Annotated in this window: 12 protein-coding genes and 1 riboswitch; of the genes, 5 read left to right on the forward strand and 7 right to left on the reverse strand. The window is 67.4% G+C overall.

What is annotated here, in order from left to right; translation table 11 throughout:
• Positions 1 to 231: 231 nt before the first annotated feature.
• The 3 genes from MNO14_RS03800 to MNO14_RS03810 all read right to left on the reverse strand — a co-directional run bounded on the left by MNO14_RS03800 (position 232) and on the right by MNO14_RS03810 (position 5,101).
• Positions 232 to 2,976, reverse strand: a complete 2,745-nt coding sequence (locus MNO14_RS03800) for a TonB-dependent receptor (protein WP_241945458.1) — start codon at positions 2,974 to 2,976, stop codon at positions 232 to 234.
• Positions 2,977 to 3,238: 262 nt separating this feature from the next.
• On the reverse strand, positions 3,239 to 4,090 hold the full coding sequence (locus MNO14_RS03805) for a hypothetical protein (protein WP_241945459.1): 852 nt from the start codon (positions 4,088 to 4,090) through the stop codon (positions 3,239 to 3,241).
• A gap of 105 nt (positions 4,091 to 4,195) precedes the next feature.
• Positions 4,196 to 5,101, reverse strand: coding sequence for an Hsp33 family molecular chaperone HslO (locus MNO14_RS03810; protein ID WP_343226412.1), 906 nt, complete (start codon positions 5,099 to 5,101; stop codon positions 4,196 to 4,198).
• Positions 5,102 to 5,164: 63 nt separating this feature from the next.
• On the opposite strand from MNO14_RS03810, the gene mtgA reads away from it, so the two are divergent.
• Both mtgA and MNO14_RS03820 read left to right on the forward strand, forming a co-directional pair.
• A complete protein-coding gene (gene mtgA / locus MNO14_RS03815) occupies positions 5,165 to 5,938 on the forward strand; it encodes a monofunctional biosynthetic peptidoglycan transglycosylase (RefSeq protein WP_241946251.1) in 774 nt (257 codons plus the stop codon).
• Entirely contained in the window at positions 5,935 to 6,954 is a 1,020-nt protein-coding gene (locus MNO14_RS03820; RefSeq protein WP_241945460.1) for a glycosyltransferase family 2 protein, read from the forward strand. The genes mtgA and MNO14_RS03820 overlap by 4 nt, the downstream gene beginning before the upstream one ends.
• A gap of 3 nt (positions 6,955 to 6,957) precedes the next feature.
• Here the strand turns inward: MNO14_RS03820 and MNO14_RS03825 are convergent, their stop codons facing one another.
• The 4 genes from MNO14_RS03825 to MNO14_RS03840 all read right to left on the reverse strand — a co-directional run bounded on the left by MNO14_RS03825 (position 6,958) and on the right by MNO14_RS03840 (position 12,569).
• Positions 6,958 to 8,823 (reverse strand): AsmA family protein, encoded by a 1,866-nt coding sequence (locus MNO14_RS03825; RefSeq protein WP_241946252.1) that lies wholly within the window; start codon positions 8,821 to 8,823, stop codon positions 6,958 to 6,960.
• Between the two features lie 224 nt (positions 8,824 to 9,047).
• A complete protein-coding gene (locus tag MNO14_RS03830; RefSeq protein ID WP_241945461.1) occupies positions 9,048 to 9,701 on the reverse strand; it encodes a hemolysin III family protein in 654 nt (217 codons plus the stop codon).
• A gap of 85 nt (positions 9,702 to 9,786) precedes the next feature.
• Positions 9,787 to 11,391: a peptide chain release factor 3 gene (locus MNO14_RS03835; protein ID WP_241945462.1), complete on the reverse strand. Its 1,605-nt coding sequence runs from the start codon at positions 11,389 to 11,391 to the stop codon at positions 9,787 to 9,789.
• 71 nt (positions 11,392 to 11,462) lie between these two features.
• The gene (locus MNO14_RS03840) at positions 11,463 to 12,569 is read right to left on the reverse strand and encodes a M23 family metallopeptidase (protein WP_305879408.1); all 1,107 of its coding nucleotides are present in this window, start codon (positions 12,567 to 12,569) and stop codon (positions 11,463 to 11,465) included.
• A riboswitch (SAM riboswitch) is annotated at positions 12,563 to 12,691 on the forward strand. It overlaps the preceding gene by 7 nt.
• A 96-nt stretch (positions 12,692 to 12,787) precedes the next feature.
• On the opposite strand from MNO14_RS03840, the gene MNO14_RS03845 reads away from it, so the two are divergent.
• The 3 genes from MNO14_RS03845 to MNO14_RS03855 are packed head-to-tail and all read left to right on the forward strand — an operon-like array spanning position 12,788 to position 16,166.
• Positions 12,788 to 13,846: a homoserine O-succinyltransferase gene (locus MNO14_RS03845; RefSeq protein ID WP_241945463.1), complete on the forward strand. Its 1,059-nt coding sequence runs from the start codon at positions 12,788 to 12,790 to the stop codon at positions 13,844 to 13,846.
• Positions 13,843 to 15,078, forward strand: a complete 1,236-nt coding sequence (locus tag MNO14_RS03850; RefSeq protein ID WP_241945464.1) for an O-succinylhomoserine (thiol)-lyase — start codon at positions 13,843 to 13,845, stop codon at positions 15,076 to 15,078. Before MNO14_RS03845 ends, MNO14_RS03850 begins: the two co-directional genes overlap by 4 nt.
• Positions 15,075 to 16,166: a homoserine dehydrogenase gene (locus tag MNO14_RS03855; protein WP_241945465.1), complete on the forward strand. Its 1,092-nt coding sequence runs from the start codon at positions 15,075 to 15,077 to the stop codon at positions 16,164 to 16,166. Before MNO14_RS03850 ends, MNO14_RS03855 begins: the two co-directional genes overlap by 4 nt.
• The last annotated feature ends 78 nt before the right edge of the window (positions 16,167 to 16,244 follow it).

Consider the following 16,244-nt stretch of genomic DNA (forward strand, 5'->3'; position numbering starts at 1 on the left):
GTGCCGCGCTTCCATGCGGTCCAGCGCGTGCTGGCCTGCCCGCCGGTCGCCTTGCTTTATCTCCAAAGGTCTATCCCCATTGGTGAAATCCGTCAGAGGCTGTGCTGCATGAAGATGGAGCATGAAGGTAAACTCCGCACGGAACTCGACTACGCTGTCTACCGCAGTTGGCGGTGGCTTGCAAAGAAAGGGGCCCTTTGGAAGAGCCCCTTCGCATTGCATCAGCCTAGATCAGAAACGTTGGGTGTAGCGGACGTAAGGCACGCGACCCCAAGGATCGTAAAGGTACGAATCGTAGCTCGTGCCGCCAGTCGACCTGTCATACACAGGAATCCTGTTGGCGACATTGCTCACGCCGAGGGTGACCGTCGCGTTCCAAGGTGCCCTGTAGTTTATCTGCAGATCGTGCGTCAGATACGATGGAAGGCGGTCAGGGTACGTGTCAAGGCGCGCCATCTCTGCATTTTGTGACGCGGTGCGATCCTGATTTCGTTCCAGTGCGAGCCACTGACGATAGGACGTCGACTGGGTGCCGTGAATATAGTTAACGTTCCAGTTGACATCGACATCACCCATAGACCAGCTGTTGGTAAGCACAGCGCGTAAGCGCGGATAGCTCGGATTGCCGACGACGCTGGCATTTCCGTTCGAGGCGTAATTGCTCACGTACCCCACGGTCAACTGGTTGCGCAGGCGGCCGCTATCTCCAAGGTCGATATTGGTGCGCGCGGTTAAATCATAGCCTTCGGTCTCGATCCAGCCGATATTCGCAGACCCCGTCTGCGCATTGAGGATCCCGCCGAAAACATCGTTATTGTTGAAGGAAGCACCCAGGCCGAGCGATTCGTTCGGAAGGCTTGTGCCGGCCGGGAACTGGGTCAGTCCGCTCGGGCAGACTTGAATCGTACCGCGCAAGCAGCCGACGACAGTAGCTAATCCAATGCTCTGGATCGAGTCTTGGATCTCGATGTTGTAGTAGTCGAGGGTCAGATTCAGCCAGGCGCTCGCGTCCCAAACTGCACCCAAGCCCCACTGCTTAGATTGTTCTGACGTCAGGTTTGGGTTGGAGATGGAGTAGCTGTTCACCTGAGTCGAGCAGCTATCGCGGCCGGCCAGCATCTGGCATGTCGCTGGATCGGTAGTTGCGGCAGCGCTAAACGCGGTCTTCTGGGTCAGCACGTTCAGCGGCGGGGCCCGGAAGCCTTCGCCATAGGTGGCACGCAGTGTCAGATTGTCCAATGGCTGCCAGCGGAACGAGATCTTAGGGGCGAAATCGTTGCCGTAATCGCTGTAGCGCTCATATCGGCCAGCCAGATTGATCTCGAAGCCATCGACCACCGGCAGTAGCAGTTCGCCGTAGGCCGCATAGACATCCCGCCCGCCCGCAGCCGAGTTACCGGCAGAACCCACAATCTGATTGGCCTCGGACAGCGGGTCGTAGTTGTCCTGGTAGTACTCCTCGCGGAACTCGGCGCCTACAACCCCCGCGACAGTTCCGCCCGGGAGGCTGAACAGATCGAACGCAGCGCTTCCGAAGACCTCTTTGTTGGTGGTCTTCATGTCACGCGAAATGGTGGCGGTAAACCCCAGTGCCGAAGGATCACCAGCATACGGATCGTAGATATTGTAATCGCCATTGTCGATCGCTTGCTGTGCGAGCCCACCAACTACATAGTTGGTACCGAGGCTAACAGCGCGCGACTCCACATATCTCGCTCCGAACTCGACATCCACTTCGCCCACACGGCCTTCGAAGCCTCCGAGGAAGTTGTACGTCGTGTTCTCGACGGATCCATCGCGTTCACCCAGCGCAGCGAAGCGATGGAACAGATACAGATCACGTCCGACCAAGCTCTGGTAATAGGCATCGCTGGCGTAGGGATTGTTGCCTCCGATGGTGCCCGGATGATTCGCTGTGCCGTCCCTGATGACGATCGCACCACCCGGCCATGGGCTGGAGGGAACCGAGGCAAAGCGGCCAAAGGTCTCAGATCGGGCGACGTTGGCACGGAAATAGGTAGTCCAATCGTCGTTGATCTGATAATCGCCGTTGAAGAAAATCGAGGTGTTCTCGACGCTCGTCAGATTGGCGGAAGTCGCACTGTGGTTGAACTGACAGACCTTGTTGACGTCTTGGTAGAACAGGTCGCTGTCATCGCCATTGGTGCACAGTCCGGGCACTGAGGTGCCGAAGATTGGATGGACTAACCGTTGGCCCGCCGCAGTGGAGGGGGACAGTGCAAAGTTGTTCGCGTATACAGAGGTGCCCGGAGCGTCGTACCAGTAGTCGCGGTCACGAGTGAAGATGACGTCACGCTTGTTGTAGGAGGCGCCGGCAAGCACGCGGCTGCGATCGCTGGACGAGCCGAAGACGATGCTCATTTCTTCAGTGTCACCGCCCGGTTCCGTAGGGCGGCCGATGCCATAGGTGAATTCGACGCCGTCGAAGTCCTTGCGAGTGATGATGTTCACCACGCCACCCAGGGCATCCGAGCCGTAGATGGCCGATGCGCCGTCGGACAGAATTTCGATACGCTCAATGGCGGCCATCGGAATCGAGTTGAGATCCTGTGAGTTGCCGAGCATCGGCGCGGTAGGCGCGCGTCGGCCATCGATCAGGATCAGGGTACGGGCTGTGCCGAGACCACGCAGGCTGATGCCTGAGAAACCGCCCCAGGAACTTCCCGACGTGGATTGATAAGAGCCGAATGAGTTCAGGCTGGTATTGCGCAGGTAGTCTGCAACGGATACGTCGCCGCTAGCCTCGAGTTGAGCGCGATCGATGACAACGACCGGCAACGCGCCCTCGATTTCGGCGCGTTTGATGCGAGAGCCAGTAACCTCAATGCGATCGAGCGTGGTGGCCTCCTCCGTACTGTCCTGTGCGAAGGCGGTTCCGGTAGCCGAGACCGTGGCGGTACCTGCAACGAGCGCGCACACAATCGAATCGCGAAGCCTGTTCGTCTTCAACTTCATTCCTCTCTCTCCAAGTCAGTCTTGGGATTTCCCCAGGGGAACCCGCCGCAGGCGTCAAGCGAAACGCCAAATCCAGCAAGGTTGCGTCCGATACTAGCGGGGGGGAGAGAAAAATTAAAGCTCCGTTAACGAAATGCTTGCGCGATGTGAAATCGCTTGAAACGACGATACGACGCCATTCAAGCTGAATAGACATTCAGCTTGGTCGATGCGTTGTTCTGTGTGGAAGTGGGGCAAAAAAAGGGCGCCGATGGCGCCCTTCTTACAGATCCTGTTGGTACCGGATGTACGGCACGGCGCCGTCGTCGTCGGGCAGGTCGGCCATCCGCGAGAACGGGTTCTTGCCGCGGGTGATGACGTTCTCGGCACCGACGGTGAGCTGACCGCTCCAGGGCGTGCGCCAGCTGACGCCCACACCCAAGCCTTCCCACTTCGGAAGTCCCGGGGTATCGACCACCTGGCCGACGATGTTCGCGCTGAAGCGCCCGATGCCGCCGCCGACGCTGACGCTGCTGCTGGTCCACTGGTCGCTGAGGTCGGGCGGTGCGGTCGCCGATGGGATCAGGGTGGCCTTGGCCAGCGTTCCGGCCAGCGAGACATACGCGTCGTCGCCGATGTTCTTCCGTGCGAACACGGTCAGGTCGTGGACGTCGACCTGGCCGGCCGAGCCGCCACGCGCGGGCGTCAGCCAGCCCGGCAGGGTGTCGCGGCCTTCGCCGAGCGTCATGCCGACACCGCCGCCAGGGCGGCTGAAAGATGCGGTCGCGGTGGCCCGGCGGTTGCCGGGCACCGGGTCGTCGAGGGAGGCGAGCTGGCAATTGCGCGCCAGGCTGCTGACGGCACCGTTGAAGCTGCTGCCGGGGCTGCACAGCAAGGCGAGCGAACTGCCGGGTTCGAGGCCGAAGGCGGCATCGAATCGGTTCTCGCCCAGGCGCCAGCGTCCGCCGGCCTGATGCGGCGTGGCCGGTTCCAGGACGAGGAAGGCTTCGACCTTGCCGGATGTATCGAGGACCGGCAGCACGGTCTGGTTACGCCTGTCCTGCGCATGCGCACCCGCCGCCACGCAGAGCGCGAGGGAGGAGGCAAGCAGCAGTGGCGTCAAGGACAGTCGCATGGCCGATGTGACCCGGTCGTCGCCGGGAAGTTCCCCAGATTCACCGACCCTACTCTAGAGGGTTTATGTTTATTTAACAATCCTGCCCATGCCCCGGCAGGGCCCCTATTGCAACCGATCCGAGGCCTCGCCGCTGGCCACCGGGGCCGCGAGCAGATTCTCGATCTCGTCCGCGGAGAACCGGTAGACACGACCGCAGAATTCGCAGGTGACCGAGGCCTCACCGTCGACCGCCGCTGCGCGGGCTTCCGTTTCGCCCAGCGAGACCAGCATCGCCTCCACGCGCTCGCGCGAACATGAGCAGGCGAAGGCCAGCGGACGCTCGCCGAGCAACTGCGGGTCATCGTCGGGAAACAACCGCGCCAACAGCGTTTCGACGGGCCATCGAAGCAACTCGCCGGTCGAGAGCGTGTCAAACAGGATGCTCGCCCGGTTCCAGCCGTCCTCGTCGCCCTCGTCGCCCGGCAGCTTCTGCAGCATCAATCCGGCGGCGTGGTCGCCCTCGACCGCGAGCAGCACGCGCGTGGGCAACTGCTCGGACTGGCGGAAGTAGTCCTCGAACGCGCCAGACAGCGATTCAGACTGCAGGCCGACCAGGCCCTGGTACCGCATCGGCTCGCGGCCCTGTGCGGGGTTTTCGATCGTCAGCGCCAGGATCGCGTCGTCGCCGAGCGTGCGCAGGTCGCGCGAGATGGTCTCCGCGCCGACCTCGGCGATCCGCGCGATGCCGCGGATGGTGCCGGCCGCGGTGCACTCGGCAAACAGCGCCCGCAGCGGTCCGGATGCGCGCAGTTGCACCGACAGCCGGCCATCGACCTTGGCATGGCCGGTGAACAGCGCGGCCGCGGCGCAGGCCTCGCCCAGCAGGACTTCGACCGAGGCGGGATAGCGGGCGTTCGCCAAGACCCGGCGCCAGGTCTCGGTCAGGTGCACCCGGACGCCGCGCACGCCGGCGCGCTGAAGCAGGAAGCGGGACAGCCGGTCGCTGTCGGGAGCGGAGGTTTCGGTCATGAGGTCGTCGGGAAGCAGCGGCGATTGGCGGCATCGGGCATGCCCGATACAGTGGCCGCCATGATGCAGTCGGTTCGAGAAGATGGGGACGAGGGCGGCGCTGCGCAAGCAGGCTTTGGCCATCGAGGCAAGCCGCCGCGTCGGCGCCGATGGCTGCGCCGGCTGCTGTGGCTGCCGGCGCTGGCGATTGGGTTCACCGTGCTGCAGGTCCTGGTGCTGCGTGTCGTCGATCCGCCATTCTCGACAGTCATGGCACTCCGCCAGATCGAGGCTTGGACGGGCGGCGAGGACGAGTTCGTGCTCTATCACCAGTGGCGTGATCTGGACCAGATCGCGCCATCGCTCGCGGTCTCGGTGATTGCTGCCGAGGACCAGAACTTCGCGCGGCATCGCGGCTTCGACCTCGAGGCGATCGAGCGTGCACGCGCACACAACGCGCGCGGCCGTTCGACACGGGGTGCGAGCACGATCAGCCAGCAGACAGCCAAGAACCTGTTCCTGTGGAGCGGACGCAGTTGGGTGCGCAAGGGCCTGGAGGCCTGGTACACAGTGCTGATTGAATGGCTTTGGCCCAAGACCCGGATTCTGGAGGTCTACCTGAACGTCGCCGAGTTCGGCGACGGGATCTACGGTGCCCAGGCGGCCGCGCGCGCGCATTTCGGCAAGGACGCGGCGCAACTGTCGCGTGCGCAGAGTGCGCGGTTGGCGGCGGTGCTGCCGAGCCCGCGGCGCTACAACGCCGCCCATCCTGGGCCTTATGTCCAGCGCCGAGCGCAGTGGATCGAACGCAATGCCCGCCAGATCGGCGGCGAGGCCTATCTGGACGCGCTGCGATGAGCGCCGGCGCGCTGGCCGAGCGCCTGACGATCGTCATCGCCGCCTTCGACGAAGCGCGGTCGCTGCCGCTGTTGCATCCCAGGATCGCCGCGGTCATGGAGGCGCTCGCCGGCGATGGGATCGACGCGGGCGTGTTGTATGTCGACGACGGCAGTACCGACGGGACCTGGGACGTGCTGCAGGCGCTGGCGGTATCGGATCGGCGGGTGTCGCTGCTGCGGCTGTCGCGTAATTTCGGCAAGGAGATCGCGCTGACCGCCGGCCTGGACCTGGTGACCGAGGGGGCGGCGATGATCCTCGATGCCGATGGCCAGGATCCGCCGGAGCTGATCCCGCGCTTCGTCGCGCTCTGGCGCCAGGGCTACGACGACGTCCACGGGACCCGGGCCAGCCGAGAGGGCGAGCGGTGGTTCAAGAAGCTCACCGCGCACGTGTTCTACCGGGTGATGCAGCGGCTCGCCAAGACCCCGGTGCCGGCCGATACCGGTGACTACCGGCTGCTGTCGCCGCGCGCGCTGGCCGCGCTGCGCCAGTTGCGCGAGCGGCACCGGTTCATGAAGGGCTTGTTCGGCTGGATCGGGTTCAATCGGGTCGCGCTGCCCTACGAGCGGCACGCGCGTCTGGCGGGGCGCACGAAGTTCGGCTTCTGGCGATTGTGGAATTTCGCGCTCGAAGGCGTGACCAGTTTCTCGACCGCGCCGTTGCGGCTGGCGACCTATGTCGGCGTGTTCACCGCGCTCGGCGCGTTCGCCTTCGCATTGTGGGTCATCACCAAGGCGATGCTGTTCGGCGATCGCGTGGCCGGCTGGCCGACGATGATGGCCGTGATCCTGTTTCTCGGGGGCGTGCAACTGGTGGCGCTGGGCGTGATCGGCGAGTACCTGGGCCGGCTGTACGAGGAGTCCAAGCAGCGGCCGCTCTACTTCGTGCGAGATTGGCATCCGGCGGGCGCCGCCAGGCCTGCCGTCGACAATCCAGTCGACCACAATCCAGTCGACCACCGCCACAACGGCTGAGGCTCACTTGGCGTAGGCGCCGCCGCAGTTGCTGTCCTCGCCACCGCCCAGTTCCAGGGTTGCCAGCAGCGCTGCGGGCGGCGCGATCGAACCGAGCGCGAGCGCGAGTGCGCCACGCAGGCCCAGCCGGGCCATGTCGGGACGGAAGCTGGGATCGGCGAAGGTGCCGCCGATGACCAGCGGCGAGCGCAGCGCGAGGATGCTGCGGTCCTTGGGGCGCGGGCGCAGTTCCAGATCCAGCGTCTCCTGGCCGAGGTCGATGCGACCGTCGCCAACGATCAAAGTGTCGGTGGTGTCGAATGCGAGCGCGCGGCTTTGCATGACGCCCTTCTGCACGCCGAAATCGGCGAATGCGCAGCGGACCGGAATCTGCTTGTCCTTGCCGATCAGGTACTTGAGGGTTTCGTAGATGTCGATTCCGGCCAGTTCGACGAGCATGTTGCTGACCCGTCCCTTGCCCATGCCGACGGCGATGTCGCCGTTGGCGCTGCCCAGCATCGCGGCCACCGAGTTGCCGGTGCCGGCGAGGTTGAAATCGCCGCCGATCTTGCCCACCGCCTGGTTGGCGAGGGCGGTATCGGGGAACAGGCCGCCCAGATCGACGCGGCGGACGCTGGCCTGAAGCCGGGTATCGATGGTGTCCTTGCGCGCATCCATGCGGACGGTCGAGCGGATGTTGCCGCCGGCGACGCCGAAGTTCAGCGGGTCGAGCCGGAGCAGGCCGGCCTCGAGTTTGAGGTGGGCATCCATGTCGTCGATCGGCAGTCTCGGCGCGTTGATGCGTTGCGCATGCAGGCGCACATCGGCGTCCATCGAGCGCAACTTGCCGAGCTCATAGGGCGTATCGGGGATCACCTTGCCGCGGGCGGCCAGGGCCTGCTCGCGGCGGACGAGTTCGGGATCCAGCGGGGCATCGCCCTCGGCGTCGGGGGTGCCGCCGATGAAGCCGGCCAGGTCATCAAGATCCAGCCGCCTGGACACCAGGTCGGCCTGCAGGAACGGGCGCTCACCACCGATGGTGAAGGCGGCCGAACCGCCGAGGTCGCTCTGGCCGACCTTGCCGGTGAAGCCGTCGTAGTGCCAGGTCTGGCCATCGCGGGTCAGGCGCCCGTCGAGGGCGTAGGGCGGGGTGTCGGGCAGCGCGACGCCGACCAGCGGATACAGATGTTCGAGGTTGCGCCCGGACAGCGCGAATTGCAGATCGAAATCGCGCAGTTCGAACGGCGCGGTGAGGCTGCCGCGCGCGTGTGCGTGGGTGGTGCCGGCCGACGCGCGCAGGTCGAGGTGATAGGGCTTGTCCTCGTCCTGCAACGCGAGCGGTGATTCGGCCACGCCTTCGAGCGTGAAGCGGTTGCCGCTCCACTGGCCATCGCCTTCGATCGCGATCGAAGGCGCGGCGTCGGTCCCCGCGCGCGGTGGCCGGCTGACCAGGCGTACGTCGACCCGGGTCTTGCTCGATGCGTCGACGAAGCGCAGGCGCCCGTCATCGACCCAGAGACGGCGGATCTGCATCGGCTCGCCGTCGCCATCGCCCATGTCGAACGTCCAGTTGCCGCCGTTGCCGTCCGGGTTGGTTTCGAGCAGCAGCACCGGGCGCGCCAGGCGGATCTCGGGCAGGCGGATGCGGCCGCGCAGCAGCGGAAAGACTTCGACCTGGAGCTCCAGCCGGTCCGCCGCCGCCATCGTCCTGTCCTGGGCCCAGTCGGCGTTGGCGAAGCGCAGGCGATCCGCACGCACCGTGGTCACCCGGCCCAGGTCGACATCGAGGTCGCCGCCGATCTGCAGGACGCGGCCTGTCTGCGCGTGGACGATGCGCTCGACCGGGCGTTTGAACCAGTTCCAGTCCCAGAAGATGATCAGCAGCAGCATCAGCGCGGCGATCACCGCCAGCACGATGCGCCAGGGGTGGCCGGAGAACGCGTCGCGCACGCGCCTAGCGGGCGCGCGATGCGGCGGCGCGGGTGTGGGCGTGGGATCGGTCATCGGCTTGCGTCCTGTTTGCAAGGCACCTTCCCGCCGGATCGATCAAGCCCCGGTGAACCCGTTGTGGCGCGTTCAGTCCATCGGTGTGGATATCACAGCGCGCCGTCGCGTCAGCGGGCCGGTACGACCTGGGCCAGCACCGCGACGTAATGACAGACGCTGCCGGCGATGCAGAACAGGTGCCAGATCGCATGCGCATAGGGGATCGACTCGCGCATGTAGAAGAACGTGCCCAGGGTGTAGAACACGCCGCCGGCGATGATCCAGCTCAGGGTCCAGGTGTCGAGCGCGGCGGCGACCGGGCCGATTGCGATCACCACCAGCCAGCCCATCGCCACATAGATCGCGGTCGACAGACCACGGAAGCGGCCGGTGTAGAACAGCTTGAACACCACGCCGGCCAGCGCCAGGGTCCAGATGGTGCCAAACAGCCACCAGCCCAATGGGCCGCGCAGCCCGATCAGCGTGAACGGCGTGTAGGTGCCGGCGATCAACAGGTAGATCGCGCAGTGGTCGAATACTTTCAGCCGGCCCTTGAGGACCGGGTGGTGGATGGCGTGGTAGAGCGTCGAGGCCAGGTAAAGCAGCAGCAACGTGATGCCGAAGACGATCGAGGCGCCGAGTTGCCAGCCGTTTCCGAACAGCGCAGCGAGCGTGATCAGCACCGCGCTGGCGGCGAGCGCCGCGGTCGCGCCGAGGCCATGGGTCAGCGCGCTCGCGAATTCCTCGCGCTTCTCGCGCGCGGACAGGGCAGGGGAAGGCATGGTGGTGCGTCCGACGGGGGAGGGACTGGTCGGATTATGACTCCCGCGGCGTGCTCCTGTCAGACCGCGCCGGTCGAGCCGGCGTTCAGGCAGCCGGCATTGCGTGCGCATGTTCGCGCGTTGCCAGGAACTCGACGCCCGGCGCGCGCTCTTCGGCCAATTGCAGGTTCACCCGGGTCGGCGCGAGGTAGACCAACTGGTCGGCCGCGTCGATCGCGAGATTGCCGGCGTGCTTGTCGCGGAAGTCCTCGAGCTTCTTGGCATCCGCGCAGCGGATCCAGCGCGCGGTCGAGACCTGCACCGGCTCGAAGATTGCGTCCACGCCGTACTCGTCCTTGAGCCGGTAAGCGACCACGTCGAACTGCAGCACGCCGACCGCGCCCAGGATCAGGTCGTTGCTCATCAGCGGTTTGAAGAACTGGGTCGCGCCTTCCTCGCTGAGCTGCGCCAGGCCCTTCTGCAACTGCTTGAGCTTGAGCGGGTCGCGCAGGCGCGCGCGGCGGAACAGCTCGGGCGCGAAGTTGGGGATGCCGGTGAAGGCGATCGGCTCGCCTTCGGTGAAGGTGTCGCCGATCGAGATCGTGCCGTGATTGTGGATGCCGATCACATCGCCCGGATAGGCCTCGGCGGCAATCTCGCGGTCGCTGGCCATGAAGGTCAGCGCATTGGCGAGCTTGAGCTCCTTGCCGCTGCGCGGGTGGAAGGCCTTCATGCCGGCGGCGAACCGGCCCGAGCACACGCGCATGAACGCGACCCGGTCGCGATGCTGCGGATCCATGTTGGCCTGGATCTTGAACACGAAGCCGGTCAGCTTCTCTTCCTGCGGCGCCACGGTGCGCGTAGTCGTGGCGCGCGGTTGCGGCGGTGGTGCGTGTTCGACGAAGAAATCGAGCAGCGGCTGGACGCCGAAGTTGTTGACGCCCGAGCCGAAGAACACCGGCGTCTGCCGGCCGGCGCGGTAGGCCTCGAGGTCGAACGGATGGCTGGCGCCCTGCACCAGCTCCAGTTCGTCGCGCAGATCGGCGAGCATCGCCTCGCCGATCCGCGCGGCCAGGCCGGGCGCGTCCAGCGAGGGGAAGATCGTCGAGTCCTGGCGGGTGAAGTTGCGGCCCTGTTCGTAGAGGTGCACCTCGCCGGTGAGCAGGTGCACGACGCCCTTCAGACGCTGGCCCATGCCGATCGGCCAGGTCACCGGGGCGCACTGGATGCCGAGCACGCGCTCGACTTCGTCGAGCAGGTCGACCGGGTCCTTGCCCTCGCGGTCGAGCTTGTTGATGAAGGTCATGATTGGCGTGTCGCGCATGCGGCACACCTCCATCAGCTTGATCGTGCGCTCCTCGACGCCCTTGGCGACGTCGATGACCATCAGCGCCGAGTCGACCGCGGTCAGCACGCGATAGGTGTCCTCGCCGAAGTCGGCGTGGCCGGGCGTGTCGAGCAGGTTGACGATGCGGCCTTCATAAGGGAACTGCATCACCGAACTGGTCACCGAGATGCCGCGCTCCTTCTCCAGCGCCATCCAGTCGGACGTCGCGTGACGGGCGGCCTTGCGGCCCTTGACCGAGCCGGCCATCTGGATCGCGCCGCCGAACAGCAGCAGCTTCTCGGTGAGGGTGGTCTTGCCGGCGTCCGGGTGCGAGATGATCGCGAAGGTACGGCGGCGGGCGGCTTCGGTGGCGACGTCGGGCATGCAGGCGGCGCACGCGCGCGCGTGCGGTCTCAAGGCTTCAGGGAGCCGGCGATTATACGCGGCGGGTCGGCTCAGTCCGGCGGCGGGTGGGCGAAGCGCAGGACCCCGCCGGGGCCGAACATGCGGAAGGGCAGCGATTCCAGGCGCAGGCCACGGTTGGCCTGCACCGCGAAATGCAGGTGCGGACCGGTACTGGCGCCAGTGTTGCCGGAAAAGCCGAGGATCTGGCCGCGGCGCACGCGCTCGCCCGGCACGACGATGACGCCGCCGCGCTGCAGGTGCGCGTACAGCGCCATCGTGCCGTCGTCGTGCAGCACCCGCACGAAGTTCGCGCGGGCCAGGTCGTCGTGTGCCGCGCCCATGCGCGCATGGCCCGACATTCCAGCCTCGACCTGCATGACGGTGCCGTCGCGCGCGGCCAGGACCGGCGTGCCTTCGTCGACCGCGAAGTCGACGGCGTGGGCGTGCTCGGGGTCGCGATGGCTGAAGCCGCCGCCGAAGCCCTGGGCGATCCGCAGCGGGGCGCCGCGCAGCGGGTAGGCGTACTCGACGTCACGCGGGCGCGCATTGGGATGGCCGGGCACAGCCCGCAGCGTGAGGGTGACAGCGCCGTCGGCGGCATCGGGCAGCCAGGCGACGAGCGTGCGGCCATGGGCCGGGACGGTCGCGCGGGCCGGCAGCGGCGGGTCGCTGCCCGGCGTCGCGCCGTCGGCGGTCAGCAGCACTTCCACCGGACCAGCCAGGGTGTTCTCCGCGACGATGCCCACGCGTCCCGCGGCGGGCTGCCGGTGCAGTCGGACCGCTGGCAGTGAAGCTGTCGCCGGCACCCCCTGCATGGGCGCGGGAGGCGACGTCGGCCAGGCGGCGCTGGTCTGCGTCTGGGCCGAGACGACGGAGGGCAGCGCAAGCGCCAAGCCGGCGAGGCCGCCGGCAAGCGCGACATCAATGACCGGGCTGAGGCGTCTGGCGCGTGGGGCCAGGTCGGAAAGGGACGGGCGGCGCATGCGCGCGATTATGCCGGGCGCTCGCCCGTCGCCGATGCCTCGCTGCGTCGTGGCATCGGCCGCATCGGCGGCTCGGCTTGGAACCTGGAGGTCGCCCGGCATGGGTTCCATCGCTGCATCCGGATGAAGCGATTGACATCGCACGCAGGCGCTGGCAACCTGCATGACATCCATCGAGACCGGCGGAGGGACAGGCCCTTTGATGCCGGGGCAACCTGATGGGATCCGCGCGCCGCGCGGGCCCCGTCGCGGTGCCAAGTCCTGCGGGGACCTGTGCGTCCACCGGAAGATGGTTATGCGTCGCTTCGACATCGAGGCGATGCATCCGCCGAATCGGCGGCTTCCGGCATCCCCCGCAAGACGCGATGGTCCGTTCCCATCTGGACATCGCCATGAGTCTTGTCGACACCGCGCCCCGCCATTTCGATGCCGGCCCCGATCCGGCCTTCGTGCCCACGTCGTCGCCCGCGAACGCCGCGACCGAAGATCGCGCCCTGCGCGGCCGCATCGATGTCGCGCTGCCGATGCGTCACGCCGGTTTGCGCCACGTCGGCCTGCGTTACGAACTGCGCGGCACCCCCGGTGCGCCGGTGGTGTTCGTGGCTGGCGGCATCTCCGCGCACCGCCATGTCGCCTCGAGCGCCTCGTACCCCGAGCCGGGGTGGTCCGAGGCGCTGCTCGGGGAGGGGCGCGCGCTGGATCCTGCGCATGTGCAGGTGCTGGCCTTCGATTTCATCGGCGCCGACGGTGCGCTCGATGCGCCGATCGACACCGCAGACCAGGCCGATGCCGTCGCCGCGCTGCTCGACGCGCTCGATATCCCGGTGCTGCATGCCTTCGTCGGCTATTCCTACGGTGCGCTGGTCGGGCTGCAATTTGCGGTGCGCCACGGCGACCGGCTGCAGCGGCTGGTCGCGGTCAGCGGCGCGCATCGCGCGCATCCCTACGCCGCGGCGTGGCGCGCATTGCAGCGCCAGACCGTCGCACTGGGCCAGCTGCAATGCGCCGATGCGCAAGGCCTGTCGCTGGCCCGGCAGTTCGCGATGCTCAGCTATCGCACCCCCGAGGAGTTCGCCGAGCGCTTCGACGCTGCGCCCGAGGTCGTCAACGGCCGCGTGCGCGTCGCAGCCGAGGATTATCTCGACGCCGCGGGCGCGCGCTACGTCGCCTGCACGCCGGTCGCCGCGTGGCTGCGACTGTCCGAATCGATCGATCTGCACCGGATCGAGCCGGGGCAGGTCCGGGTGCCGACTACCGTCGTCGCCGTCGAGGGTGACCGGTTGGTGCCGCTGGCCGACGCGGTGACGCTGCTCGAAGGCCTCGGGCCGAACGGTCGGCTGCGCGTGCTGCGCTCGCCCTACGGTCATGACGCCTTCCTCAAAGAAACCGATCGCATCGACGCCATCCTGGCCGTCGCCCTGCGCGACACCGACCACGGAGATCCCGCATGAGCATCCAGAGCCCGTCCTTCGATCCGCCCGCGTGCCGCCCCAGCACGCGTGCGGTGCGCGCCGGTATCGACCGCGATCCCGCCTACGGCGCGGTGACCCCGCCGATCGTGCTGTCGAGCAACTTCAGCTTCGAGGGCTTCGAGCGCAAGCGCGACTACGACTACACGCGCAGCGGCAACCCCACCCGCGATCTGCTCGGCGAGGCGCTGGCCGCGCTCGAGGGCGGTGCCGGCGCGGTGGTCACGCCGACCGGCATGGCCGCAATCACACTGGTGCTCAACGCGCTGCTGCAGCCCGGTGACCGGCTGGTGGTGCCGCATGACGCCTACGGCGGCAGCTGGCGGCTGTTCGATGCGCTGGCGCGCAAGGGGCATTTCGAACTGGTCACTGCCGATCTCACCGACCCCCGCGCGCTGGCCGATGCGCTGGCCTGCGGGCCGAAGCTGGTGCTGATCGAGACGCCGTCCAACCCCCTGCTGCGCATCACCGACCTGCGTTTCGTCATCGAGGCCGCTCAGCGGGCGGGTGCGCTGACGGTGGTCGACAACACCTTCCTGTCGCCGGCGCTGCAGCGGCCGATCGATTTCGGCGCCGACGTGGTGCTGCACTCCACGACCAAGTACATCAACGGCCACAGCGACGTCGTGGGCGGCGCAGTGGTGGCGCGCGACGCCGAAGTGCACGCGCAACTGGCGTGGTGGGCGAACGCGCTGGGCATCACCGGCTCGCCGTTCGACAGTTTCCTGACTCTGCGCGGGTTGCGCACGCTCGATGCGCGGCTGCGTGTGCACCAGGAGAACACCGCCGGCATCGTCGACCTGCTGGACACGCATCCGGCGGTGGCGCGGGTGCACTATCCGGGCCTGGTCTCGCATCCCGGGCACGCGATCGCCGCGCGCCAGCAGTCGGGCTTCGGCGCGATGCTGTCGTTCGAACTGACCGGCCGCGATCCGCGCGCGGCGGTGCGTGCGTTCGTCGAGGGCCTGCAGTACTTCACGCTGGCCGAGTCGCTGGGTGGCGTCGAGAGCCTGGTGGCGCATCCGGCGACGATGACCCATGCCGCGATGAGCGCGGAGGCGCGCGAGGCGGCCGGCATCTCTGAAGGCCTGCTGCGGCTGTCGGTCGGCATCGAGGCGCTCGACGACCTGCTCGACGACCTGCAGGCAGCGCTGGCGCGCGCGGCCACGGTGGCCGGCCAGGCGCCGGCGATCCGCGCCGGAGCCGACGCATGACCACGGTCGTCGCCCTGCACCGTGCGCGCCGGACGCAGCCGCAGCCCGCCCGGCTCGCGTTGCTGGGCACTGGCACCGTCGGCAGTGCCTTCGTCGCACGCTACCAGCGGCTGGCCGCGCAGGGCGTGGCGCTGCCGGCCATGGCGCGGATCTGCAATTCGCGCACGCAGATCGCCTGCGGCGATGATGATCCGTTGGCGGTGCTCGAACAGGCGCGTGCCGCGGCGAGCCGACGCAACGGCTTTCCGCCCTGGGCCGAGGGCGAGAGTCCGCGGCCGGGCGATATCGTGGTTGATGCCACCGCCAGCGAGACTGTCGCCGACTGGCATCCCGAGTGGCTCGCGCGCGGGGTCCATGTGGTCACCGCCAACAAGCTCGGCAACGGCGGCGAACTCGGCCGGGCACAGGCGATCGCCGAGGCAGTCGGCAACGAAGGCGGCGGCCGCTATGGCGACAGCGCCACGGTCGGTGCTGGGTTGCCGTTGCTGCGCAGCCTGCGGGCGCTGGTCGCCGGTGGCGACCGCATCCACGCGGTGGAGGGGGTGCTATCGGGATCGCTGGCCTGGCTGTTCGCCCGGTTCGACGGCAGCCAACCGTTTTCGGCCCTCGTGCACGAGGCCCGCGCCGCCGGCTTCACCGAGCCCGATCCGCGCATCGATCTGTCGGGCGAGGACGTGCGCCGCAAGCTGCTGATCCTGGCGCGGGCGGCGGGTCTGCCGTTGTCGGCGCATCAGGTTGCGGTCGAATCGCTCGTGCCGCCGGTATTGGCCGGATGCGATGTCGGGGCGCTCGAGGCCGGATTCGCCGAGCTCGACACCGCGCTCGCGGCGCGCTGGACCGCAGCGTCCGCGGAAGGATTGCGGCTGTGCGTGGTGGGACGCTTCGACGCTCGCGGTGGCGCCAGTGTCGGTCTGCGTGCATTGCCGGCGCACCACCCGCTATGCGCGGGCAGCGGGACCGACAACCGCGTCGCGATCCACAGCGATCGTTATCGCGAGCAATCGCTGGTGATTCAGGGGCCCGGGGCCGGCGCGGAGGTCACAGCGGCGGCGTTACTTGACGACGTGCTGGCCTGCGCTCACCCCTGACCCGCCCCGCGCACTGGGGCCGGCCCTAGGTGGGGTTCACCCCGATGGCAGGAAGCTGAACGACGGTCTGAAATGGCG

This window comes from Luteimonas sp. S4-F44, assembly GCF_022637415.1.
GTDB lineage: Bacteria > Pseudomonadota > Gammaproteobacteria > Xanthomonadales > Xanthomonadaceae > Luteimonas.

Coding starts and splice junctions, on each gene's coding strand:
- MNO14_RS03830 (WP_241945461.1), bottom strand. CDS start 9,701: ATGCCTTCCCCTGCCCTGTCCGCGCGCGAGAAGCGCGAGGAATTCGCG.
- MNO14_RS03800 (WP_241945458.1), bottom strand. CDS start 2,976: ATGAAGTTGAAGACGAACAGGCTTCGCGATTCGATTGTGTGCGCGCTC.
- MNO14_RS03805 (WP_241945459.1), bottom strand. CDS start 4,090: ATGCGACTGTCCTTGACGCCACTGCTGCTTGCCTCCTCCCTCGCGCTC.
- MNO14_RS03825 (WP_241946252.1), bottom strand. CDS start 8,823: ATGCTGCTGCTGATCATCTTCTGGGACTGGAACTGGTTCAAACGCCCG.
- mtgA (WP_241946251.1), top strand. CDS start 5,165: ATGCAGTCGGTTCGAGAAGATGGGGACGAGGGCGGCGCTGCGCAAGCA.
- MNO14_RS03850 (WP_241945464.1), top strand. CDS start 13,843: ATGAGCATCCAGAGCCCGTCCTTCGATCCGCCCGCGTGCCGCCCCAGC.
- MNO14_RS03835 (WP_241945462.1), bottom strand. CDS start 11,391: ATGCCCGACGTCGCCACCGAAGCCGCCCGCCGCCGTACCTTCGCGATC.
- MNO14_RS03840 (WP_305879408.1), bottom strand. CDS start 12,569: ATGGATGTCATGCAGGTTGCCAGCGCCTGCGTGCGATGTCAATCGCTT.
- MNO14_RS03845 (WP_241945463.1), top strand. CDS start 12,788: ATGAGTCTTGTCGACACCGCGCCCCGCCATTTCGATGCCGGCCCCGAT.
- MNO14_RS03820 (WP_241945460.1), top strand. CDS start 5,935: ATGAGCGCCGGCGCGCTGGCCGAGCGCCTGACGATCGTCATCGCCGCC.
- MNO14_RS03855 (WP_241945465.1), top strand. CDS start 15,075: ATGACCACGGTCGTCGCCCTGCACCGTGCGCGCCGGACGCAGCCGCAG.
- MNO14_RS03810 (WP_343226412.1), bottom strand. CDS start 5,101: ATGACCGAAACCTCCGCTCCCGACAGCGACCGGCTGTCCCGCTTCCTG.